Below are 23408 nucleotides of genomic sequence, written 5' to 3' on the forward strand. Positions count from 1 at the left end.
ACGAGACACGGACGCGAGCGCGATGCAGAACGAGGAGCCCGGCGCCCCGGCGCGGCCGATTCTGGACGAGGACACGATCGCCTTCGCCGGAAAGGTTTTTCAGTATGCCCGCCTCGGCCACCACGCGGAGCTGGGCGAGCTGTTGGGCATGGGCCTGCCGCCCAACCTGCGCAACGACAAGGGCGACACGCTCCTGATGCTGGCGGCCTATCACGGCCACGCCGAGACCGTCGGCGTGCTGATGGCGCACGAGGCCGACCCGGAGATCGCCAACGACCGCGGCCAGACCCCCCTCGCGGCCGCGGCGTTCAAGGGTGCGATGCCGGTGGTGCTGGCCCTCCTCGACGGCGGGGCCGCCATCGACGGGGCTGGACCGGACGGGCGCACCGCCCTGATGACGGCCGCGATGTTCAACCGCGTCGAGATGGTGGAGACGCTGCTCGCCCGCGGCGCCGACCCGGCCCGCCAGGACGCGAGCGGCCACACCGCCGAGAGCGCCGCCCGCGCCATGAACGCGCCCGATACGCCGGAGTTGCTGGTTCGGGCAGTCGCCGCGGGCCGGCCGGGCTAGATCGCCGGCGGCGCCTTCACCATCAGCCCGCGGCGGGCCTCGATCGTCTGCCAGGCCATCAGCGCCGGCACGCCCAGCACCACGTCCGGCACCCGCTTGACCAGCGAGAGGGCGAGCGCGGTGTGCGGATCGATGCCGAACAGGCTGCCGAGGAGCACGAAGCCGCCCTCCTGCACGCCGAGCCCGCTCGGGACCGGGAAGGCGGCGGACTTGATCGCCTGGCTGAGCGACTCGAGCACCACCGCCTCGGCGAAGGTGACGCCCTCGATGCCGATGCAGCGAAGCGCGATCCAGATCTCCAGGGCGCCGAGGAACCAGGCCGCGAGGTGGAGCAGGAAGCCTTGGGCGAGGGGCAGCCAGCGCCGGAGATCCCAGACCGCGTCGAGGGCCGCCTGCACGCCGCCGCCGGCCGGCACCGTCCCGCCCTCCGCGGCGAAGCGGCGGGCGAGCACCGTTACCTGGCGCTCGATGTAGGCGGCGCCGCCGTAGCGCTGCACCGCGAAGAAGGCGGCGAGCACGATTCCGCTCAGGACCAGTCCCTTGGCGCACCACGCCGTCAGAGTCGCGGCCTGCTCGCCCTCGAGCTGCGACAGGAGGACGACCCCGGTCAGCGCGAACAGGGCCTGGGTGACCACCTGGAAGAACATGTCGACCAGGATGCCGGCGGCGCTCGCCGCCCCGGTGACGCCCCAGAAGGTGAGGAGGCGCGCGCCCAGGACCTCGCCGCCGACCGAGGCGACGGGCAGGAGCACGTTGACGCCCTCGCGCACGAAGCGCAGCAGGACGAACGGCCCGGCGGCGACCGCAGCGAGGCCCGTCACGGTCCGGGCCCAGGCAATCCCGCACAGCCCGATGATCGCGACGCGCACCAGCACCACCGCGACGATGCCGAGGAGGCCGACCCGCCCGAAGGCGTCCGCCACGGCGCCGACGTCGTTGGCAGCGACGAGCCAGAGCGCCAGCACCACGCCGATCGCGGCGCCGAGGAGCGGCACCCGCCGCAGCAGGCGGCGGCCGAGGCTCGGGCGCGTGCCGGCCCGCGCTGCGCCGGTTCCGGCCGTCGTCACGGTGCGTCGCCCGGATTCTGAGCCGGCAGAAGGGCGTCCAGCATTGCCGCGGGATCGAGGGACGGATCGAGCACCAGGAGGCGGCCCTCGCCGAGGGAGCCGGCAGTGGCGAGCGTCAGGCTGCGCTTGGGGCACAGGCCGAGGCAGCCGGTCTCGACCACCCGCACCTTGCGGCCGCGGCGATCCGCCTTGAGGGCGCGCTTCAACCCGCCCCGGACCGCCTTGGCGCCCACCCCCTGCCGCTTGGCGCACTTGGCGCACACCATCACGATCTCGGCGAAAGGAGCGGTCGCCGCCTTGGCGGGCCCGCGTTTCGTCATCGGCGCCTTGCTCACCGCGTCCTGGTCTCCCGTTCCGTCACCGAATACGGGCTGGAGTTAACCGCCGGCCGGAGCGGGTGCAACGCGGCATGACGTGGCGTCGGGCCTGCTTGGCCTCAGATCTTCTTGGCGCCGGGCCTACCGGGTGTCGGGTCTACGGCGCCGCCTCCCCGAGGCGCACGCAGCGCGCCGCATGGCCCGGCCCCACCGGCACCCGCGCCGGCAGGCCGTCCCGGCAGGCCGGGACCACGAGGCCGCAGCGGGGCTCGAAGGGGCAGCCCGGCGGCGGGTCGGCGAGGTCGGGGGGCGAGCCCGGGATGGTGGGCAGCCGCAGGCCGCGCGGCGAATCGGGGGTGATCCGGGAGGCGAGCAGGCCCTGCGTATAGGGATGGGCCGGCGTGCCGATCACCGCGCCGCTCGAGCCCACCTCGACGAGGTGGCCGCCATACATCACCGCGACCCGGTCGGCGACCTGCACCGCCACGCCGACATCGTGGGTGACGAAGATCACCGCGAGGCCGAGGTCGCGCTGCAACTCGCGCAACAGGAGCAGGATCTGGATCTGCACCGTGGCGTCCAGCGCCGTGGTCGGCTCGTCGGCGAGCAGCACCTTCGGCCGGCAGGCCAGCGCCAGGGCGATCATCGCCCGCTGGCGCATGCCGCCTGACAATTCGTGCGGGTAGGCGTCGAGCCGGCGCGCCGGCGAGGGGATGTGGACGCGCTCGAACAGCTCCAGGGCGCGGGCCCGGCCGGCGGCGCGCGACACGCCCTCGTGCCGCATCACGGCTTCCGCGATCTGGTCGCCGATGCGGTAGACCGGATCGAGGGCGAGGCCCGGATCCTGGAAGATCATCGCGACGGTGCCGCCGCGATAGGCCGAGAGCGCCTTGGGCCTCAGCTTGAGCACGTCGTGACCGTCGACCCTGAGATGCCCGCCGATGCGGGTGCGGGTTTCCGGCAGGAGCCGCATCAGGGCCCGCAGGGTCACGGACTTGCCGGAGCCGGATTCGCCGAGCAGCGCCAGGGCCTCGCCGGCGCGGATGGTGAAGTCGACTCCGCCGACGGCCCGGACGGCTTTTCGGCCGCCCAGGAAATCGACCGTCAGGTCGCGGACCTCGATCAGGGCGTCGGAGGTCACGGTGTCGGGTTGGCGCAGGGGTGCGTTCATCTCTGCCTCACGCCGCCAGCGGAATGGCGGGAGCCTTCGGGTGGCCGGAGCCCGCCACCGCCATGTGGCAGGCGGCGAGATGGGCCGGCGCGACCGGATCGAGGCCGGGCTCGCGGGTGCGGCAGACCTCCGCCGCAAACTGGCAGCGGGTGTGGAAGCGGCAGCCCGGGGGCGGGTTGATGGGGTTGGGCGGATCGCCGGAGAGCGGCGCTTCCTCCAGACGGGCCTCCGGGTCGGTCGAGGGCTGGGAGGCGAGGAGCGCCGCCGTGTAGGGGTGGCGCGGCGCCTTCAGGATCGCATCGGCCGGGCCGATCTCGGCGACGCGGCCGAGATACATCACCATCACCCGGTCGGACATGAAGCGCACGACGTTGAGGTCGTGCGAGATGAAGATGTAGGTCAGGCCGAACTCGCGCTTGAGGTCGGTGAGGAGGTTCAGCACCTGCGCCTCCACCGACTTGTCGAGGGCCGAGACCGCCTCGTCGAGGATCAGGAGCCGCGGCTCGAGGGCCAGCGCCCGGGCGATGTTGACCCGCTGGCGCTGGCCGCCCGACACCTCGTGCGGATAGCGCCCGCCGAAGCGCCGCGGCTCCAGGCCGACCCGGCGCAGGAGGTCGTGGGCGCGCGACAGGGCCGCGGCCGCCGAGAGCCCGTGCGCCCGCGGGCCGAAGGCGACCGATTCCTCGACCGTGAGCCGCGGGTTGAGCGAGGCATAGGAATCCTGGAAGACCATCTGCACCTGGCGGCGATAGGCCTTCAGGTCGAGGGCGCGAGAGCCGAGCAGCTCGCCGTCGAAGACGATGTCGCCCTTGTCTTGTTTGCTGATCTGCATCAGCAGGCGCGCCGTCGTCGACTTGCCGCAGCCCGACTCGCCGACGACGCCGAGGGTCTCGCCCTTCATGACGGAAAAATCGACGCCGTCGACGGCGCGCACCGCCGGCCCCTTGCCGAAGAGGCCGCCCTTGCCGGGAAAGTGCTTCACCAGGCCGTCGACGGTCAGCAGCGGCTGCGCGGGGCCGCCGCGGTCGCGGGGATCGAGATCGGTCACTGGCGCACCTCCATGGCCGAGCGCAGGCCGTCCGACAACAGGTTGAAGGAGATCGAGGTCAGGAAGATCATCATGCCGGGCAAGGCCGCCACGACCGGGTTGACGTAGATCGCGGTGCGCAGGGTGTTGAGCATCAGGCCCCATTCCGGCTCCGGCGGCTTCACGCCGAGGCCGAGGAAGGAGAGCCCCGAGGCCAGGATCATCGAGACCGAGATCAGGCTGGTGGCATAGACGAAGACGGGACCCAGCACGTTGCCGAGCACCTGCACCCGCACCACCGTGAACGGGTTGGCGCCGGAGACCCGGGCGGCCTCGACATAGTCGCGGTTGCGGATCTGCACCGTCACGCTCTCGGCGACGCGGGTGATCTGGGGCACGAACACGACCGTCAGCGACACGATGGAATTCAGGATGCCGGCCCCGAGGGCGCCCGAGAGCGCGATGGCGAGCAGCACCGACGGGAAGGCGAAGAACACGTCGACCACGCGCATGATCAGCGTGTTGACCCAGCCGCCGGCATAGCCCGCGAGGATCCCTAGCCCCGAGCCGACGAAGAACGCGATGACGACCGGCAAGACGCCCATGAACAGCGACAGGCGGCCGGCATAGAGGAGGCGCGTGAGCATATCGCGGCCGAGCTCGTCCGAGCCGAGCCAGTAGGTCGCGTCGCCCACATGGCGCAGGCGCCGGACCATCGAGCCCTTGAACGGGTCCATCGGGGCGATCAGCGGCGCGAAGATCGCCGCGAGCACGATGGCGAGGATGACGCAGGCCGCCGCCATGGCGACGGGATCGCGGGAAAGCCGCCGCAGCACGCTGCCCCAGTAGCCGCGCGACGCGACCGCCGGGATCTCCGGGGCGGCGACCGAAGCGACGGGATCGCCCGTGAGGGACGTCTGGATCGACATCGGGTCAGGCCCTCTCGATGCGGGGGTCGAGGGCGGTCTGCACCACGTCGACCAGGAGGTTGAGGGTGACGAAGAACATCGCCAGGACCAGGATCGTGCCCTGGAGCAGCGGCAGGTCGCGCTGGAAGATCGCGGCGTTGAGGAGGAAGCCGGTGCCGGGCCAGGCGAACACGGTCTCGATCAGGATCGAGCCGCCGAGCAGGTAGCCGAGCTGCAGCCCCATGATGGCGATGGCGGTGGGCGCCGCGTTCTTGACCACGTGGCGGAAGACGCCGAATTCCGACAGGCCCTTGGCGCGCAGCGCCTGGACGAAGTCCTGATGCAGGATGTCGCCGACGAGCGCCCGGACGGTGCGGGAGATCACCCCCATCGGGATCACCGACATGGTGATGGCCGGAAGCAGGATGTAGCGCAGATGCTCGAGGTCCGGGAACCAGTTGCCCGAGCCCTGCGGCCCCGCACCGGTCGGCGGCAGCCAGCCGAGGGTGGCCGAGAACACGATCACCATCACGATGCCGAGCCAGTAATGCGGCACGCTGACCCCGAACACCGCGATCGACGAGGCCACCCGGTCGAGCCAGGAATCGCGGGCATAGCCGGCGACGAAGCCGAAGAAGGTGCCGAAGGTGAAGCCGATCAGCGTCGCCACGGAGGCGAGGATCAGGCTGTTGCCGACGGCGCGGCCGACCTCCGCCAGGACCGGGCGGCCGGTGGCGATCGAGGTGCCGAGGTCGCCCTGCAGCACCTTCCAGAGCCAGAGGCCGTACTGCACCGGCAGCGGCTTGTCGAAGCCGTAGGCCGCGCGCATCTGCGCCTGCATCTCGGCGGTGGCATCGACCGGCAGGATCGCGCTCAGGGGATCGCCGGGGGCGAGGTGGACGAGGAGGAAGCACACCAGGCTGACGCCCAGGGCGACCGGGGCGGCGTAGCCGATGCGCTTGAGGATGAAGAGGATCATGGGGCGGCGCCGTTCGCGGTGTCGTGGCCCCGCCCGGCTCGAGACCGGGCGGGGGGGGTCGGGTCAGGCGATCACTTCGCCCTGGCGATCACCCGGAGGCGATCACCAGGAGGCGATCATCAGGAGGTGATCACTTGGCCATCGTGATCGGCGAGAAATCCTGGAACCAGCTCTGGGCCTGGACGAAGCCCTGCACCTTCTTGCTCATCGCCCGCGGGTTGACGTCGTGGGTGACCATCAGGAACAGCGCGTCGTCCACGAACTTCTCGTGAATCTTCTGCAGGACCGCGACCTGATCCTTCGGCTCGAAGGTCGCGCGGACCTCGTCGAACAGCTTGTCCATCGCCGGGTCGCAGTAATAGCCCCAGTTGGTGCCGTTCGGCGGCGCCAGGTTGCACTGGGCGTGGCGGATGAAGGCGGTGAACGGGTCCTGGATCAGGTAGGAGTAGTTCATCGCGGTGCCGCCGCGGGCGCTGTCGGACTTGGAACCCGCGCGCCAGATGTTGATCAGCGTGTTCCACTCGACGACCTCGTAGTCGACCTTGATGCCGACCTCGGCGAGGTTCTGCTGGAGGAACTCGTTCATCGGCAGGGGCTGCATCTGGCCCGAGCCCGACGCCGAGATCAGCACCTTGGTGGTGAGCGGTTTGTTCGGGCCGTAGCCCGCCTCCTTCAAGAGCTTCCTGGCCGCTTCCGGGTCATAACCGACCTTGAAGGTGGGCTTGCCGAACCACGGATGGCCAGGGGTCAGGAAGCCCTCGGCCGGGGTGGCGAGGCCGCCCAAGAACTCCTTCAGGCCCTCGCGGTCGATGGCGAGGTTGGCAGCCTTGCGCACTCGCACGTCGTTCCACGGCGAGCCCTCGGCCCGCGACAGGTGCCAGGTCCAGTTATGCGGGTAGAGATTGGTGACCAGCGCGAAGCCCGCCGATTTCAGCGAGGCGACCGCGTCCGGCGCCGGCGCCTCGATCCAGTCGACCTGGCCCGACCGCAGGGCGGCCACCCGGGCATTGGCCTCGGGCAGGGGCACCAGCACCATGCGATCGAGCTTCGGTACCCGTGCCTTGTCCCAGTACGCCTTGTTCGGCACCAGCTCCAGGCGCTCGCGCGGCACGAAGCCCGTCACCTTCCACGGACCGGTGCCGGAGGGCGCCTTGGCGACCGCGTCCCAGCTCTTGCCCTGCTTCTCCCAGTTGGCGGGCGACGACATCAGGATCCAGGCGATCTGGTAGGGGAAGGTCGCGTCCGGGGTCTTGGTGACGATCTCCAGCGTCAGCGGATCGATCGCCTTGTAGGAGGCGACGGCCGGGATGCGTGTACGTCCCTGCGCCGACTGGCGCGGATCGAATTGCGGGCTGTCCGACTTCAGGAGCTTGTCGAGGTTCCACACCACCGCGTCGGCGTCGAAGGCGGAGCCGTCGTGGAAGGTGACGCCGGGCCGGAGCGAGAAGATCCAGCGGGTCTTGTCGGCCGGATCCACCTTCCAGGCGGTGGCGAGGCCGGGCGTCAGGTCGGAAGCCTTGTCGGCGCGGCTGAGGTCCCAGTTGATGAGGGCGTCGTACACCGTGTAGCCGGTGAAGCGCATGCCCTCGCCGCCATTGTCCGCCTGGCCGGTGGTAAGCGGGATGTCGGAGGCGGTCATGCCGATGCGCAGCACGCCCTGCGCGCTCGCAGGCCCCACCAGCGCGAGGGCGAGGGCGAGCCCGGACAGGGTCCGCCCGAGCGGGCGCAGGGGCAGGCGGGTGGGCAGCGGCATCGTGAAACATCCCCGTTGGTGAGTGACGGGGGGATGGGCTGCAAGAGCCCTGCCAATTCATGCGCGCTCGGACGCCCAGCTTCCGGCCAGCGAAAATGCCTAAATTTTAGGCTGCCTCATTCGGAGGCGAATGATCCTGCTTAGATTTGCTCTCAACGGAGGCAGGCTGGCGCCGAGCGCGTTCGGCACCTGCGGCCTGCGCCAGGTCGGGCCGTTCAGCTGGATCCACCTCCTGTCGGTGTTCACGCGCGCCGCCCTGGTCCGCACGGTGATCTCCGCGCGTCGGGGTGCCGTCGCGGCCCATCGCTGGACGATGACCGGGCTCCATCTCGGGGCGCTGGTGATCACCGGACTGTTCACCCTGCTGCCGGGGCGGATCATGGGGCCCTCGTGTTCGGGCGAGGTCTCGGGGCCTGTTCGATGGCCCCCACAGAACCGACACCCTCGGCGTCAGGACCGGCGATCACATCCGGACGCCTCAAGGCAGCGCCCGCTCCAGCAGCATCTCCGCCACCGCGCCGACCCCGTTCGCCCCGTACATCGCCCGCTCCCGCGCGAGCCGGGTCGCCGCATAGGCCTCGGCGACGGCCGGCGGCGCGCAGGCGGCCAGCGATGCAGCAGCGGCGAGGGTCGCGAGGCGGCCGGTGGCGAAGCGGGTGCGGGCCTCGGCGTCGGGAGCCTGGAGGGCCGCGACGATGTCGGCGGCGGCCGCGCGCACGCCCGGCAGACCTTCCGCCTCCTCGGCGAGGTCGGCCACGAGGCCGACGACCTCCTCCGGGGCGCGCGCGGCGGCGCGCAGCACGTCGAGGGCCATGACGGTGCCGGAGCCTTCCCAGATCGCGTTGACCGGTGCCTCGCGGTAGAGCCGGGGCAGGGGGCTCTCCTCGACATAGCCGTTGCCGCCCAAGCACTCCATCGCCTCGTAGACGAAGCCGGGCGCGGCCTTGCACACCGCGTACTTCACCGCCGGGGTGAGGAGACGGGTGCGCGCCGCCTCGCCCCGGTCGAAGGCGGCGGCGAGGCGGCACACGAGCGCGGTCTGCGCCTCGCTCTCGAGGGCGAGGTCGGCCAGCACCCGGCGCATCGCCGGCTGGTCGACGAGGGGCGTCTCGAACACCCGGCGGTGGCGGGCGTGGTGGAGCGCCAGCACCAGGGCCATGCGCGCGAGACCCGCCGACGCGACCGCGCAATCGAGCCGGGTCAGTTGCACCATCGCCAGGATGGTCGGGACGCCGCGGCCCTCCTCGCCGATGCGCCAGCCGAGCGCCCCCTCGAACTCGACCTCGGCGGAGGCGTTCGAACGGTTGCCGAGCTTGTCCTTCAGGCGTTGCAGGTGGAGGGCGTTCATGCTGCCGTCGGGCCGGTGGCGCGGTACCAGGAGGCAGGTCAGACCGCCGGGTGCCTGAGCCAGCACCAGGAATCCGTCGGACATCGGGGCGGAGAAGAACCACTTGTGGCCGGTGAGCGCGTAGGTGTCGCCGCCGGTGGGCTCCGCCCGCGTGGTGTTGGCGCGGACATCCGTGCCGCCCTGCTTCTCGGTCATCCCCATGCCGAGGGTGACGCCGGCTTTCTCGAACCAGGGCCTGAAGCTCGGATCATAGGTCCGGCTCGCGATCCGCGGCAGCCAGGCGGCGAGGTGGTCGGGGGCGGCGGACAGCGCCGCGACGGCCGCGCTCGTCATGGTCATCGGGCAGAGATGCCCGCTCTCGACGCCGGCGACCATGAATTGGCGCGCCGCCCGGGCGAGATGCCCGCGTGCCTGCGGCTTGCCCGGATCCGCCCCGTCCCAGAACGAGGCGTGCAGGCCGTCCGCGACGCTCGCCGCCATCAGGGCGTGATAGGCCGGGTGGAACTCGACCCGGTCGGCCCGGTATCCCCGCGCGTCGTGGGTGCGCAAGACGGGGGAATGCGCGTTGGCGAGGCGGCCGAGATCGATCCGCTCCGCCGAGCCCCACCGCGCGCCGAAACCGTCGAGCCCGTCGAGGTCGGCGGGCCCGCCGAAGGCCGCGAGCGCCCCCCGCAGCGGGGCATCGGCGGCGAACAGGTTCGCGTCGCCGAAGGGCGGGCTCTGGTTCAGGACCTCGTGCGTCTTCAGGACCTCGTGCGTCATGGCCCGAGGGTGCGCCGGCCGCGGGCGATCCGCAACCCGGTCAGCGCGGACCCGCGCCGAGCCGGTCGCGGTCCATCGCCACCGGCGGACGGGTGGACGGGGCCTTCAGCAGCCGGTCGCGGCTCAGGCCCTTGTGGACGTGGACCATCAGGGCGATGCCGAAGAGCGGCGTGATGAGGTTGACGATCGGCACCAGCATCAGTCCGGCGAGCAGGGCGCCGGCGAGCATCACGGTCGCGGTGTGGGTGCGCCGCATGGCACCGGCCTCGGAAAGGGGCCTGAACCGGGCGGCGGCGAGCTCGAAATACTCGCGGCCAAGGAGGTAGGTGTTGGCGAGGAAGAACGCCGCGACGTTGATGCCCGGCACCAGCAGCAGCGCCAGGGCCGCGAGGTTGACGGCGAGCGCGAGCGCCGCGAAGCGGATTGTGTAGAGCATCGCTCGGCCGAGCGGCATCGCCTGGCCCGGGACCTCGTCCGGAAAGTCGGTGCGCTCGACGATTGCAGCGGCATCATCGAGGAAGTAGCCCGCCACCAGGATCGAGACCGGCGGCAGGATATAGGCGAGGCCGACGAACAGCCCGGCCCCGGCGAGGAACGACGCCACGGCGTTGACCATCGCGTAGTCGGTCGAGATCGGGTGGGCGACGAGCAGGGCCGCGATCCCCTTGGTGAGGGCGAACCACACCAGGGCCAGGAGCCCGACCGTGAGGCCGAGCGACTTCCACAGGATCGCACGCAGCGGACGGGAGAAGACCTGCCGCAGGGCCGCGAAGGCGGCGTTGATGAGCATCGGGACCTCGGGGGTGGACGCACCGCTCACTTGATGCCGAACGGCCTCGCCGTCCAGAGGCGAACCGCGCCACGCTTCGCGGGTTGAGGCAGCACCAAACGTCGCGTGTGCTGAGCTGGAGGTTCGACCGATGGACATCGCCGTTGAGAAGGTCAGTGAGTTCATCCTGCGGGCCCGGGCCCTCGACGTGAAGGAGGGCTTGAGCGATCCCGATTCCGGCTCGAACCCGATCGACGACGGCGCCCGCGACGTGCTGGTCGACGGCACCGACGACGCGACCGAGGAGGAGCTGCGCGAGATGATCGCCGGCCTCAACGACGACGAGCGGGCCGAGCTGGTGGCGATCCTGTTCGTCGGCCGCGGCGACATGGAGCCGGAGGAATTTCCCGATGCGGTCCGCCTCGCCCGCGAGCGCGAGGCCGCCGGCACCCGCACCGCCGACTACCTGCTCGGGATCCCGAATGTCGGCGACCTGCTCGACGAGGGGCTGGCGGCCCTGGGACTGAGCTCCGACGTCTGATCCCGCAGCGCCTTCGAACGGACTCGTTCGAAGGCGCTGGCTGAGCCCGAACGGACGCCGATGCGCCCGACGCCCTCGCATCGACACGTCGATGCGAGGGCGCGATGACATGAGGGGTTCCACGGGCCGCGGGGCATCGCCCCGCCGGAGCGCGCCGCTACTCCGCCGCCACCGCCTGGTGCACCACCGGCACCGCCGGCGCGCCCTCCCAGCGGGAATTGGCGGGGATCGTCTCGCCCTTCATCACGATGGTGAGCGGACGCAGCTGGGCGTAGTCGCCGACCTTGGTGTCGTAGAGCACCGTCGCGAAGGCGCCGACGCTGACGCCGCGGCCGACCTCGACCCGGCCGACCTTCATCACCCGGTCCTCGTAGAGGTGGGTCTGCAGCGCCGACATCCGGTTGACCGAGGCGAAGTCGCCGATGGTGACGCAGTCGAACTCGGTGATGTCGGTGGCGAGCAGGCAGACGCCCTCGCCGGTGCGGGTGCCGAACAGCCGCAGCACCCAGGGCAGGAACGGCGTGCCCATCAGGTGCTCGAGCAGCACCTTGCCGGCGAGGCCCCAGTACATCACCGCCACCGCCTCGGTGCGCATCGCCCACCACGACCACATCGGGTGCATGCCGGGCTCGTAGCGGCCCATCAGCAGCCACTTGACGGCGATGACCACGAGCGTCTGCAGCACCGCGATCACCACGCTGGTGGCGACGAAGCTGATGGCGAGGCCCGCCCAGTCGCCGGCCAGGATCGCCGGGTAGAACACGAAGTCGATCGCCAGGATGGCGAAGGTGATGAACAGCATCGGCGAGAATGAGGAGGTGAACGCCTCGAAGATGCCGCGCCGCAGCCGCGGCCAGAGGCCGGGCTCGAAGGTCTGGGCCTGGCCGAGATCGACCTTCTGGCGGACCGGCAGCTTGATCGGCGGGGAGCCGAACCAGGTCTCGCCGGGCGCCATGCGGTCGTTGGCCGGCGGCTTCGACTTGATGCCGATCAGCACGTCGTCGGGGATGACGGCGCCGGGCGGAACCACCGCGTCGTTGCCGACGAAGACCCGGGCGCCGGTGCGCACCGGCGCCAGTTCCATCATGCCGCGGCGCACCTCCTCCTCGCCGTAGACGACCTCGTCGGCGATGAAGTTGCGCGGGCCCACTTCCGCGAGGTCGTAGCGGCCGGCGAGGTTGGTCGAGATCTCGGCGCCCTGGCCCATCCCGGCGCCCATCAGCCGGTACCAGGCCCGCATGTAGACCGTGGCGAAGAGGGAGGAGAGGGTCTCCAGCGTCACCTCGGCGGCGAGCGCCACCGCCCATTTGCGCAAGTAGGTGCCGCTATGGATCGAGTAGCTGCCCTCGCGCAGGCGCGGCAGCACCGCCCAGCGGATGCCGGCGATCAGCCCGACCGTGCCGGCGGTCATCAGCATCGCGGTCGGCCAGGTCAGGAGCGGCAGGTAGACGTGGTAATCCACGTCGGTCATCGTCGCGAGCGAGTCGCTGATCTGGTCGAAGATGTAGAAGGCCGGGAAGATCGGCAGCAGGCCGACCGCCGGGATCGCCGCCAGCAGCAGGGCGTAGATCACGAAGAACACGGCCCGGCGCTCGCGCGAGACCTCCGGCGACGGGTGATGCTCCGAGAGGTCGGCCATGCCGACCTTGCGGCCGGGCGAGCCGTCCCAGGCCTCGGCGCGGCCGACCACGGTGCCGGAGGGCACGGTCGTCAGGTCGGAGAGTTCCGCGTGGTCCTCGATCCGGGTGTCGTAGCCGACGACGCAGGAGGTGCCGATGGCGACGTCGTCGCCGATCGAGACCCGGCCGATGATCAGTTCGTTGCCGACCACCTCGGCATTGGCCAGCGTCAGCCGGCCGCCGAGCGAGGCGCCGCGGCCGATGCTCACGAGGTCCGGCGCACCGATCTCGATGTCGGAGATGAGCGCGTCCTCGCCGACCTTGGCGCCGAGCAGCCGCAGGTAGATGCGGATCATCGGCGAGCCCTGGAGCCACTTGACGTGGACCAGGGGCGTCAGGCGCTGGGTCAGCCACCAGCGGAAATAGTAGGTGCCCCACAGGGGGTAGCGGCCGGGCCTGGTGCGTCCGAGCACCAGCCACTTCACCGCGATGGCGATGAGCGCGGTCGCGGCGTTGAGGCCGATATAGACCAGCAGCAGCACCGCCATCTCGGCGAAGAAGCCGAGCCCGCCGCCGGTGATGAGCAGGTAGGTGACGAAGATGCCGAGCCACTGCGCGGTGGCGAGCGCGATCACGAAGGGCAGCACGATCGCCTGCGCGAGGCCGCACAGGAAGCGGCGCATGAGCGGCGGCGGCACGAAGGACAGGTCGTGGGTCACGGCCGCGGCCCCCGCCCCGCCGGTGCGCGCGATCAGGGTCTCGGCCATCGCCCGCAGGGTCCGGCCGTTATAGACGTCCTGGAGCGTGATGGCGGCGAGCGCCGGCACCTCGCGCACCGCCGAGACGAAGCGGGCGGCCAGCAACGAGTGGCCGCCGAGATCGCCGAAGAAATCGGCGTCGAACGGGATCGGCTGGTTGCCGAACACCTTGTGGGCCGCCGCGAGCAAAGCGGCTTCCGTCTCGTCGCGGGGCTCCTCCTGCTCGCCCGAGGGCTCGACGACCGCGAGCGGGCGCGCGCGCAGGGCCTTGCGGTCGACCTTGCCGGAGGCGGCGAGGACGGGGAGGCTCTCCACCACCTCGAAATGCGCCGGGATCATGTAGGGCGGCATCGTCTCGGCCAAAGCCGACCGCAGCCGGCCCCGGTCGAACTCGGCACCGCGCTCCGGAACCACGAAGGCGACCAGCCGATCCACCCCGTCGTCCTGGCGCAGGACCACCGCCGCCGAGGCGATGCCGGCTTGCGCCCGGATGCGGGCCTCGATCTCGCCGAGCTCGACCCGGAAGCCGCGGACCTTCACCTGGTCGTCGATGCGGCCGTGGAAGGCGATGCGGCCGGCATGATCCAGCGAGACCGCGTCGCCGGAGCGGTAGAGCACCGGATCCGCGCCGTCGCCGCCATACGGGTTGGCGACGAACTTCTCGGCCGTCAGCTCCGGCCGGGCGAGGTAGCCCTTGGCGATGCCGGGGCCGCCGATCAGCAGCTCGCCCTGCACGCCGGGCCCGACGAGGTTCAGCGCCTCGTCGGCGATGTAGGCGGTGTAGTTGGCGATCGGCGTGCCGATGGTGACGGGGTCGCCCGGCTTCATCTCGGCGGCGGTCGCCACCACCGTCGCCTCGGTCGGCCCGTAAGTGTTGAACAGCTTTCGCGAGGGGGTCGCCCAGCGGGCGATCAGCGGCTCGGGCAGGGCCTCGCCGCCGAGCAGGATCAGCCGCAGGCGCGGCACGTCCTTGGTCATCAGCCCGAGCAACGTCGGCACCGTGTCGAGGACGGTGATGCCGGCCTCGATCAGGATGTCGGGCAGGGCCTCGGCGTCGCCCATCTGGGCCGGGCTCGCCACGAACAGGGTCGCGCCGGCCAGATACGGAACCCAGATCTCCTCCATCGAGAGATCGAAGGCGACCGAGGCGCCCTGGAACACCACGTCGTCGCCGGTGACGCCGTAGAGGGCGTTGGCCGAGCGCAGGAAGTGGCAGATGTTGCGGTGGCTGATGACGATGCCCTTCGGCACGCCGGTCGAGCCCGAGGTGTAGATCAGGTAGGCCGGGTGCTCGGGGGTGAGGCCGGCGGCGCGCAGGTCCGGCGCCGGGCCGCTCGCCGCTGCTGCGACCTCGTCCGGGGTGAGGGCCGGGCAGGCATCGGCCGGCGCCTTGTCCTTCAGCGCCGCGGAGACCACCAGCGCCTTCGCGTCGGCGTCGTTCAGGCAGACCGCGACGCGGTCGGAGGGCGCCTCGGCGTCGAAGGGCAGCCAGGCCGCGCCGGCCTTGGTGATGCCGATCTGCGCCACCAGGAGGTCCGGCGCGCGGGCCATCCACAGGCCGACCACGTCGCCGGGCCTGATCCCGCGGGCCGCGAGGCCCGCCGCGATCGCGTCGGAGCGCCGGTCGACCTCGGCATAGGACAGGCGGGTGCGCGACGCCGAATCGAGGCCGCTCGCCGCATCGATGAGCGCGGGATGATCGGGCCTCGCCTGAGCCGTATCGCGAAAAATCTCGGCCAGCACCTCGTCGCGGATGAGGTCCGGCCGCGCGGGGCCGCGGAGCACCGCCGCGCCGGCGGGCGGGACGGCCGGCTGGCCCGTCCCGGGGCTGGGCGTGCGGACGGTCCCGGCGGTGTGGTTCATCAAGCGACTCCGCTGGCCCGGGCGGGCCGTTGACCTCGAGGCATGGGCCCGATTCCGGGCTCTCGTGCAGCGTTCATCCCGATCTCGGGCAGGCGGGAGGTGGACGAGAACCGGGGCCGGTTCAAGGCATGGCCAGGTATAAATGGCCAGGTATAAAACGCGGCGTCAGGCCCAGCGCCGTCCGCCGCCTTCGAAGACCAGGATCCGGCCCTGGAGGATCTCGAGATGGGGCGCTTCCTCCGCCGAGGCCGTTCCCAGCGTCACCATGACGGCCCGGGCGACGCCGCCATGCGCCACGATGATCGTCGGCCGGTCGAGGGCGTCGAGGAGCGGGCGCACCCGCTCGGCCACCATGGCGTAGCTCTCCGCCCCCTCGCCCGGCGGGCAGAAGCCCCAGCGGTCGCGGTCGCGGGCCTGGGACCGGGCGGGATCGGTGCGGCGGACGTCCTTCCAGGTCAGACCCTCCCAGGCGCCGAAGCCGATCTCGCGCAGGCGGGGATCGATCGTGTAGCCGGAGGGATCGAGGCCGAGCGCCGCCCGCAGGCCCTCCATCGTGTGGCGTGTGCGCTCCATCGGGCTCGCGATGAAGGGAAGGGCGCCGACGCCGTCGCCGAGCAGGCGCGCCAAGCGTTCGCCGGCCTCCGCGGCCTGGCCCACGCCCTTGCGGTTGAGCGGCGTGTCGCGCTGGCCCTGGAGGCGGCCTTCGGCGTTCCAATCGGTCTCGCCGTGGCGCACGAAGTAGAGCGGCGCGCGGCTCACCGGCGGGTCCTCTCGGCCGTCCTCTCGGAACGGCCCCGCTTGGCCGCCGTTATTCCGTCTACGATTCGTCGCACGCCGCTGTCCCCGCCGGAGCCGTCAGCCTCCCGATGTCGAAGAAGAACCCGAAAGACAAGCCGGTTTCGCTGCCCGGCCATCCGCGCCCGTCCTCCGCCGCCTGGGCGAGCGAGGCCGGATCGCTGGCGGCGGCGAGCCTGGGCTTCCTCGCCGAGCACGGCGCGACCATTCCGGTGCCGCCGCCAGGGGTGGTGCAGTGCCGGCCCGAGGCGCCGTGCCGGCTCGCCGAGATCGACCCCGACGCGCCGGGCTCCTCCGACGGCAAGGCGGCCGCCGAGGCGGAGCTGCTGACGGTGCGCGCCCGCATCCAGGCGCTCCAGGAGCGGCTCTACGCCGAGCGCAAGCGCAGCCTGCTGGTCGTGCTGCAGGCGATCGATACCGGTGGCAAGGACGGCACGATCCGCCACGTCTTCGAGGGCGTGAACCCGCAAGGGTGCCGGGTCTCGTCGTTCAAGACCCCGAGCCCGGAGGAGCTCGACCACGATTTCCTGTGGCGCTACCACCGCGAGGTGCCGACCCGCGGCATGATCGGGGTGTTCAACCGCAGCCATTACGAGGACGTGCTGATCGTCCGGGTGAAGGAGCTGGTGCCCGAGACGATGTGGCGGCCGCGCTACGACCTCATCAACGATTTCGAGCGCCTGCTCACCCTCTCGGGCACCACGGTGCTCAAGATCTTCCTGCACATCTCGAAGGCGGAGCAGAAGGAGCGGCTGGAGAGCCGGCTCGCCGATCCGACCAAGACCTGGAAGTTCGACCCCGCCGACATCGTCGAGAGGCAGGCCTGGGACGCCTACCAGGCGGCGTTCCAGGACGCGCTGACGCTCTGCGGCACGCGGCTCGCGCCCTGGCACGTGGTGCCGGCGAACCGCAAGTGGTTCCGCAACCTCGCGGTTGCCCGGCTGATCGCCGGCACGCTGGAGGCGATGGACCCGCGCTACCCGGAGCCGAAGGCGGATCTCACCGGGATCACGGTGCCGGATTGACGGGATCGCCCGACCGCGTCGGGCGCTTCATCCCACCCGCGACCTCAGGATGATGCTGGGGGTGGGACTGGATACTCACTCCGAAGGCGACCGCCGTTACGCCGCCTCGTCCCGCTTGCCGAGGCGCTTGTCGAGGTAGGTGTCCACCGTCTGGGTCAGCTCGTCGACCTTGCCGTCGAAGAAGTGGTTGGCGCCCTCGACGATCTGGTGCTCGATGATGACGCCCTTCTGGGTCTTCACCTTCTCGATCACCGGCATCACCTCGCGGGCCGGCGCCACCCGGTCCTCGGAGCCGTGCACGAACAGGCCCGAGGACGGGCAGGGGGCCAGGAAGCTGAAGTCGAAGCGGTTGGCCATCGCGGCGATCGAGATGAAGCCCTCGATCTCCGGGCGGCGCATCAGGAGCTGCATGCCGATCCAGGAGCCGAACGACACGCCGGCGATCCAGCAGGCCCGGGCCTCCGGGTTGACCGCCTGCACCCAGTCGAGGGCCGCCGCCGCATCCGACAGCTCGCCGACGCCGTGGTCGAACGCGCCCTGGCTGCGCCCGACGCCGCGGAAATTGAAGCGCAGGGCCGCGAAGCCGCGATTCGCGAACGTGTAGAACAGGTTGTAGACGATCTGGTTGTTCATCGTGCCGCCGAATTGCGGGTGCGGATGCAGCACGATGGCGATCGGGGCACCCTTCTGCTTCGGCGCCTGGTAGCGCCCCTCCAGCCGACCGGCGGGACCGGCGAAGATGACCTCGGGCATGAACGACCTCTTCTCGAGCTTCAAGGGTGCGTGAGCGCCGCGCGGAACCGGATGGCGAGCCCGGTCCCGCAGCTTGACTCGGGGTCCGTCTCCCATAAAAGCACCCTTAGAACGGTTCTAGATGACTAGAATCATTCTAAAAAGCAGGTGCCGCAGTCTCGCGCTTCGCGCCGGTGAGCACGCACCATCTGATTACGCGTGTCCGGAGCGGGCCTTAGCACGGCCCCCCGGGGGAAAGGCAAAGGAATTCAGCGCATGGAGCGCTCGCGCGCCTATCTCGACCATAACGCCACCTCAGCCCTGCGGCCCGAGGTGGCGGAGGCGGTCGCGCGCGCGCTCATGGAGCTGCCCGGCAACCCGTCCTCGGTCCACCGCGAGGGGAGAGCCGCCCGCTCGGCCATCGAGGCGGCACGGGCCAGGGTCGCGGCCCTCGTCGGGGCGGCGCCATCGCAGGTGGTGTTCACCAGCGGCGGCACCGAGGCGGCCAACGCGGTCCTGTCGGGCTCCCTGCGCCGGCGCGGCCTGCCGGCGCCGACCCGGCTGCTCATCGGCGCGACCGAGCATCCCTGCTGTCTCCAGGGGCATCGCTTCCCGGACGACCGGACCGAGATCGTGCCGGTTGACGCCGACGGCACGGTGCACCTCGGTGCGCTGGAGGCGCGGCTCTCGGCGCTCGCCGCAGAGGGCGTCACCGCCCTGGTCTCGGTCCAGACCGCCAACAACGAGACCGGAACGGTCCAGCCCCTGGCGAGGGTTGCGGCGCTGGCATGCCAGCACGGCGCCCTGCTCCACAGCGACGCGGTCCAGGCCGCTGGACGGATATCGGTTGCACGCAATATATTCAGCGCCGATGCCCTGACCCTGTCGGGGCACAAGCTCGGCGCGCCGAAGGGCGTCGGCGCGATCGTGCTCGGGGAGGGCGCGACCCTGGAACCGGGCTTCCTCCGCGGCGGCGGGCAGGAGGCCCGCCTGCGGGCCGGGACCGAGAACGTTCCGGGCATCATCGGATTCGGTGTCGCGGCGGAGCTGGCGCTGGCGGCCATGCCGGCGGAGGCCGTCCGCCTCGCGGCTTTGCGCGACGCGATCGAGGCCGGCATGCGGGCGCGCGCGCCGGACGCGGTCGTGTTCGGAACGGGAGCCGAGCGCCTATCCAACACCTCGTGCTTCGCGGTGCCGGGGCTCAAGGCCGAGACGGCCCTGATCGCCCTCGACCTCGACGGGGTGGCAGTCTCGTCCGGGGCGGCCTGCGCCTCGGGCAAGGTGTCGCGCTCCGGCGTGCTCGCGGCGATGGGGGTCGATCCGGCCCTGTCCGCGGGAGCGTTGCGCGTCAGTTTGGGGTGGAACAGCCGGCAAGAGGACGGGGAAAGGTTCCTCGCGGCCTTCGATCGGCTGGTTTCGTCCCTATATAAGCGCCGGGAACGGGCCGCATGAGCGTGCTGCCCATTCCGGCCGTGTCATCACCTCGCGGCCCTTGAAGCCGTCAGCGGTAGGAGACGGGTATGCCTGCAGTGCAGGAGACGGTCGATCGCGTCCGCGCCATCGATGTCGATCAGTACAAGTACGGGTTCGAGACCACGATCGAGATGGAGAAGTCCGAGAAGGGCCTCTCCGAGGACGTGATCCGTTTCATCTCGGCCAAGAAGGACGAGCCGGGATGGATGCTCGAATGGCGCCTCGACGCCTATCGCCGCTGGCTCACCATGAAGGAGCCGAACTGGGCGCGGGTCGAGTACGACAAGATCAAGTATGACGAGCTGTACTATTACGCCGCGCCGAAGCGCAAGGCGGCGCAGTCGCTCGACGAGATCGATCCCGAAATCCTGAAGACCTACGAGAAACTCGGCATCCCGCTGCGCGAGGTCGAGCTGCTGGAGGGCATCGCCCCCGAGCGCCGCGTCGCGGTCGATGCGGTGTTCGATTCGGTCTCGGTCGCCACCACCTTCAAGGCCGAGCTGGCCAAGGCCGGCGTCATCTTCATGCCGATCTCGGAGGCCGTGCGCGAGTATCCCGATCTGGTGAAGAAGTACCTCGGCTCGGTCGTGCCGGTGACCGACAACTTCTTCGCGACGCTGAACTCGGCGGTCTTCTCCGACGGCTCGTTCGTCTACATTCCGCCGGGCGTGCGCTGCCCGATGGAGCTGTCGACCTATTTCCGCATCAACGAGCGTGACACCGGCCAGTTCGAGCGCACGCTGATCATCGCCGACAAGGGCTCCTACGTCTCGTATCTCGAGGGCTGCACCGCCCCGCGGCGCGACGACAACCAGCTCCACGCCGCGGTGGTCGAGCTCGTCGCCCTCGACGACGCCGAGATCAAGTACTCGACGGTGCAGAACTGGTACCCGGGCGATTCCGAGGGCCGCGGCGGCATCTACAACTTCGTGACCAAGCGCGGCGATTGCCGCGGCGCGAACTCGAAGATCTCGTGGACGCAGGTCGAGACCGGCTCGGCGATCACCTGGAAGTACCCGTCCTGCATCCTGCGCGGCGACAATTCCCGTGGCGAGTTCTACTCGATCGCGGTGTCGAACGGCATGCAGCAGGTCGATTCCGGCACCAAGATGATCCATCTCGGCAAGAACACGACGAGCCGGATCATCTCGAAGGGCATCTCGGCCGGCCGCTCGCAAAACACCTACCGGGGTCTCGTCTCGGCGCACAAGAAGGCGAAGGGCGCGCGCAACTTCACCAATTGCGACTCGCTGCTGATCGGTGACCAGTGCGGCGCGCATACCGTGCCCTACATCGAGTCGAAGAACGCCTCGGCGGTGTTCGAACACGAGGCCACCACCTCGAAGATCTCCGAGGACCAGAAGTTCTACTGTCAGCAGCGCGGCCTCTCCGAGGAGGAGGCGACCGCGCTGATCGTCAATGGCTTCGTCCGCGACGTGCTGCAGCAGCTGCCGATGGAGTTCGCCGTCGAGGCCCAGAAGCTGATCTCGATCAGCCTGGAAGGCTCGGTGGGCTGATCTGAACGACACCTTCGACGACGGCATGCTGCGCGCTGCGCACCGGCACAGCGCCCGGCATGCCGACGAGGTCAGGAGCAGCGTTCAATGCGGATGCTTCTCCTGGCTCAACGTATTCGCACCGAACGAAATCACGGATTGGATCGCCGGAGAAGCCACGGCCCTCTGTCCCCATTGCGGCATTGATGCGGTCATCGGCGACCTGTCGGGCTTTCCAGCCGGGAGCCGGGTTTTCCTGCAGGCGATGCACCGGCACTGGCTTTAAGGGAATTTGACGAAAATGCTCGAGATCAAGAACCTGGTCGTCAACATCGAGGACAAGCGCATCCTCAACGGCCTCAGCCTGACCGTCAATGACGGCGAGGTCGCCGCCATCATGGGGCCGAACGGCTCCGGCAAGTCGACCCTGTCCTACGTCATCGCCGGCAAGGAGGATTACGAGGTCCTCGACGGCGAGATCCTGCTCGACGGCGAGAACATCCTGGAGATGGAGGCGGATGCCCGCGCCGCCGCCGGCATCTTCCTGGCCTTCCAGTACCCGCTGGAGATCCCGGGCGTCGGCACGATGACCTTCCTCAAGGCGGCGATGAACGCCCAGCGCAAGACCCGCGGCGAGGAGGAGCTGACCACGCCCGACTTCATGCGCCAGGTCTTCGCGGCGGCCGACAAGCTCGAGATCAACCGCGAGATGCTCAAGCGCGCGCTCAATGTCGGGTTCTCCGGCGGCGAGAAGAAGCGCATGGAGATCCTGCAGATGGCGCTCCTGTCGCCGCGCTTCTGCGTCCTCGACGAGACCGATTCCGGCCTCGACATCGACGCCCTGCGGATCGTCTCGGAGGGCGTGAACGCGCTCCGCGCCAAGGACCGCAGCTTCCTGGTCATCACCCACTACCAGCGCCTGCTCAACCACATCGTGCCCGACACCGTGCACGTGATGGCGCAGGGCCGGGTGGTGAAGTCCGGCGGCAAGGAGCTCGCCCTCGAGCTCGAGGCCTCGGGCTACGCCGAGTACCGGTCGAACGAGGCCGCGTGACCATGGCCGACGTCACCACCCTCCGCACCGCCGCCGAGACGGGCCTCTCGAAGCTGTTCGAGGTCCAGCGGCTCAAGCTCCCGGGGGCGGCCATCGCCCGCGAGGAAGCGTTTCGCTATTTCGAGGCGGCGGGCCTGCCGCATCGCCGCGTCGAGGCGTTCAAGTACACCGACCTGCGCGCCGCCGTCCGCGAGGCGGCGCCGCCGGCCGATGCGCCGGATGCCGAGACCGCCCGCAACGCCGTCAAGACGGCGCGGGGCTTCGCCGGGATCGAGGCCGCGCGCCTCACCTTCGTCAACGGCCATCTGGTCGCGGCGCTCTCCGACCTCGCCGGCCTTCCCGAAGGCCTGGAGGTGGTGCCCTTCGCGAAGGCCATGGCCGAGGGGCACCCGCTCCTCGACCATCTCGCCCCGGTCGAGCAGACCCGCGAGAACCCGATCTACCAGCTCAACGCCGCCTTCATGGCGGACGGGGCGGTGATCCGGGTCGCCGACGGCGCCAGGATCGAGCGGGCCCTGCACCTGCGCTTCATCGGCACCGGGACGTCGCCGTTCTCGACCGCGACCCGCGTGCTGGTCGTCGCCGGCGCGGAATCCGAGGTCACGCTGCTCGAGAGCCACGAGGGCCCGGACAGGATCGCCTACCAGCCCAACGACGTCCTCGATGTCGTGGTCGGCGACCGCGCCCGCGTGCTGCACAGCCGCCTCAACCTCGAGGGCAACGCCGCCATCGCGCTCTCGACCGTCTCGGCCCGCCTCGGTGCCGGCTCGCATATCGAGACCGTCAACGTAGTGACCGGGGCGGTGCTGTCGCGCCACCAGCTCTACCTGCACTTTGCAGGGGACGACGCGACCGCCACCGTCAACGGCGCCGCGATGATCCGCGACGGCCAGCTGGCCGACTCGACGCTGCTCGCCGACCACGCCGCCCTCGGCGGTATCAGCCGCGAGCAGTTCAAGACGGTGATCGACGGCGACGCCACCGGCGTGTTCCAGGGCAAGATCATCGTCCGCCAGGTCGCCCAGAAGACCGACGGCAAGATGAAGTCCGACTGCCTCCTCCTCAGCGACGAGGGGCAGATGATGAACAAGCCGGAGCTGGAGATCTTCGCCGACGACGTGGCCTGCGGCCACGGCGCCACCTGCGGCGCGCCGGACGACGACCTCTTGTTCTACCTGATGGCCCGCGGCCTGCCGCGCGCCCAGGCGGAGAGCCTGCTGGTCCAGGCCTTCCTCGGCGAGGCGATCGAGGCGGTCACCCACGAGGGAGCCCGCGAGGCGATGATCGCCGAGATCGAGGCCTGGCTGTCCCGCCGCGGCTAAGCACGACCGGGCCGGCTCTCCGGAGCCGGCCCCTCTCACGCCCCTGCACGAGAGCCCG

20 protein-coding genes are annotated in these 23408 nt (G+C 70.5%); 8 read left to right on the forward strand and 12 right to left on the reverse strand.

What is annotated here, in order from left to right:
* Positions 1-22 precede the first annotated feature (22 nt).
* A complete protein-coding gene (locus DA075_RS21345) occupies positions 23-571 on the forward strand; it encodes an ankyrin repeat domain-containing protein (RefSeq protein ID WP_099954930.1) in 549 nt (182 codons plus the stop codon).
* Here DA075_RS21345 and DA075_RS21350 read toward each other — a convergent pair.
* From DA075_RS21350 to DA075_RS21390, 9 genes are all read right to left on the reverse strand, one after another.
* Positions 568-1638, reverse strand: a complete 1071-nt coding sequence (locus tag DA075_RS21350) for a lysylphosphatidylglycerol synthase domain-containing protein (RefSeq protein ID WP_244936268.1) — start codon at positions 1636-1638, stop codon at positions 568-570. The genes DA075_RS21345 and DA075_RS21350 overlap by 4 nt on opposite strands.
* Positions 1635-1973 (reverse strand): (2Fe-2S) ferredoxin domain-containing protein, encoded by a 339-nt coding sequence (locus DA075_RS21355; protein WP_244936269.1) that lies wholly within the window; start codon positions 1971-1973, stop codon positions 1635-1637. The genes DA075_RS21350 and DA075_RS21355 overlap by 4 nt, the downstream gene beginning before the upstream one ends.
* A gap of 139 nt (positions 1974-2112) precedes the next feature.
* On the reverse strand, positions 2113-3126 hold the full coding sequence (locus DA075_RS21360) for an ABC transporter ATP-binding protein (protein WP_099954931.1): 1014 nt from the start codon (positions 3124-3126) through the stop codon (positions 2113-2115).
* Positions 3127-3133: 7 nt separating this feature from the next.
* Positions 3134-4174 (reverse strand): ABC transporter ATP-binding protein, encoded by a 1041-nt coding sequence (locus tag DA075_RS21365; protein WP_167456059.1) that lies wholly within the window; start codon positions 4172-4174, stop codon positions 3134-3136.
* Positions 4171-5082: an ABC transporter permease gene (locus DA075_RS21370; protein ID WP_099954933.1), complete on the reverse strand. Its 912-nt coding sequence runs from the start codon at positions 5080-5082 to the stop codon at positions 4171-4173. The genes DA075_RS21365 and DA075_RS21370 overlap by 4 nt, the downstream gene beginning before the upstream one ends.
* A gap of 4 nt (positions 5083-5086) precedes the next feature.
* Positions 5087-6040: an ABC transporter permease gene (locus DA075_RS21375; RefSeq protein WP_099954934.1), complete on the reverse strand. Its 954-nt coding sequence runs from the start codon at positions 6038-6040 to the stop codon at positions 5087-5089.
* Between the two features lie 130 nt (positions 6041-6170).
* Entirely contained in the window at positions 6171-7793 is a 1623-nt protein-coding gene (locus DA075_RS21380; protein WP_099954935.1) for an ABC transporter substrate-binding protein, read from the reverse strand.
* Positions 7794-8271: 478 nt separating this feature from the next.
* On the reverse strand, positions 8272-9903 hold the full coding sequence (locus DA075_RS21385; protein ID WP_099954936.1) for an acyl-CoA dehydrogenase family protein: 1632 nt from the start codon (positions 9901-9903) through the stop codon (positions 8272-8274).
* 40 nt (positions 9904-9943) lie between these two features.
* Positions 9944-10693 (reverse strand): sulfate transporter family protein, encoded by a 750-nt coding sequence (locus DA075_RS21390; RefSeq protein ID WP_099954937.1) that lies wholly within the window; start codon positions 10691-10693, stop codon positions 9944-9946.
* Positions 10694-10823: 130 nt separating this feature from the next.
* Between DA075_RS21390 and DA075_RS21395 the strand changes: the two genes are divergently transcribed.
* Entirely contained in the window at positions 10824-11213 is a 390-nt protein-coding gene (locus DA075_RS21395) for a DUF3775 domain-containing protein (RefSeq protein ID WP_099954938.1), read from the forward strand.
* A gap of 157 nt (positions 11214-11370) precedes the next feature.
* Here DA075_RS21395 and DA075_RS21400 read toward each other — a convergent pair whose 3' ends face one another.
* Both DA075_RS21400 and DA075_RS21405 read right to left on the reverse strand, forming a co-directional pair.
* Complete coding sequence (locus tag DA075_RS21400) at positions 11371-15453, reverse strand: Pls/PosA family non-ribosomal peptide synthetase (protein ID WP_099954939.1); 4083 nt, start codon at positions 15451-15453, stop codon at positions 11371-11373.
* Between the two features lie 165 nt (positions 15454-15618).
* Positions 15619-16212: a histidine phosphatase family protein gene (locus DA075_RS21405; protein ID WP_099954940.1), complete on the reverse strand. Its 594-nt coding sequence runs from the start codon at positions 16210-16212 to the stop codon at positions 15619-15621.
* Positions 16213-16319: 107 nt separating this feature from the next.
* Here DA075_RS21405 and DA075_RS21410 point away from each other — a divergent pair, with 107 nt between their 5' ends.
* A complete protein-coding gene (locus DA075_RS21410; RefSeq protein WP_099954941.1) occupies positions 16320-17273 on the forward strand; it encodes a polyphosphate kinase 2 family protein in 954 nt (317 codons plus the stop codon).
* 96 nt (positions 17274-17369) lie between these two features.
* Here DA075_RS21410 and DA075_RS21415 read toward each other — a convergent pair whose 3' ends face one another.
* On the reverse strand, positions 17370-18026 hold the full coding sequence (locus DA075_RS21415; RefSeq protein ID WP_099954942.1) for an alpha/beta hydrolase: 657 nt from the start codon (positions 18024-18026) through the stop codon (positions 17370-17372).
* A 255-nt stretch (positions 18027-18281) separates the two neighbouring features.
* On the opposite strand from DA075_RS21415, the gene DA075_RS21420 reads away from it, so the two are divergent.
* The 5 genes from DA075_RS21420 (at position 18282) to sufD (ending at position 23350) form a co-directional block, all read left to right on the forward strand.
* Positions 18282-19457, forward strand: coding sequence for a cysteine desulfurase family protein (locus DA075_RS21420; protein ID WP_099954943.1), 1176 nt, complete (start codon positions 18282-18284; stop codon positions 19455-19457).
* Between the two features lie 68 nt (positions 19458-19525).
* Complete coding sequence (gene sufB, locus DA075_RS21425) at positions 19526-20995, forward strand: Fe-S cluster assembly protein SufB (RefSeq protein ID WP_099954944.1); 1470 nt, start codon at positions 19526-19528, stop codon at positions 20993-20995.
* A 25-nt stretch (positions 20996-21020) separates the two neighbouring features.
* Positions 21021-21260: a cytoplasmic protein gene (locus DA075_RS21430; protein WP_099954945.1), complete on the forward strand. Its 240-nt coding sequence runs from the start codon at positions 21021-21023 to the stop codon at positions 21258-21260.
* 15 nt (positions 21261-21275) lie between these two features.
* Entirely contained in the window at positions 21276-22028 is a 753-nt protein-coding gene (gene sufC, locus DA075_RS21435; protein ID WP_099954946.1) for a Fe-S cluster assembly ATPase SufC, read from the forward strand.
* Positions 22029-22030: 2 nt separating this feature from the next.
* Positions 22031-23350: a Fe-S cluster assembly protein SufD gene (gene sufD / locus DA075_RS21440; RefSeq protein WP_099954947.1), complete on the forward strand. Its 1320-nt coding sequence runs from the start codon at positions 22031-22033 to the stop codon at positions 23348-23350.
* Positions 23351-23408 lie beyond the last annotated feature (58 nt).

The organism is Methylobacterium currus (genome assembly GCF_003058325.1).
In the GTDB taxonomy this organism is placed as follows: Bacteria; Pseudomonadota; Alphaproteobacteria; order Rhizobiales; family Beijerinckiaceae; genus Methylobacterium; species Methylobacterium currus.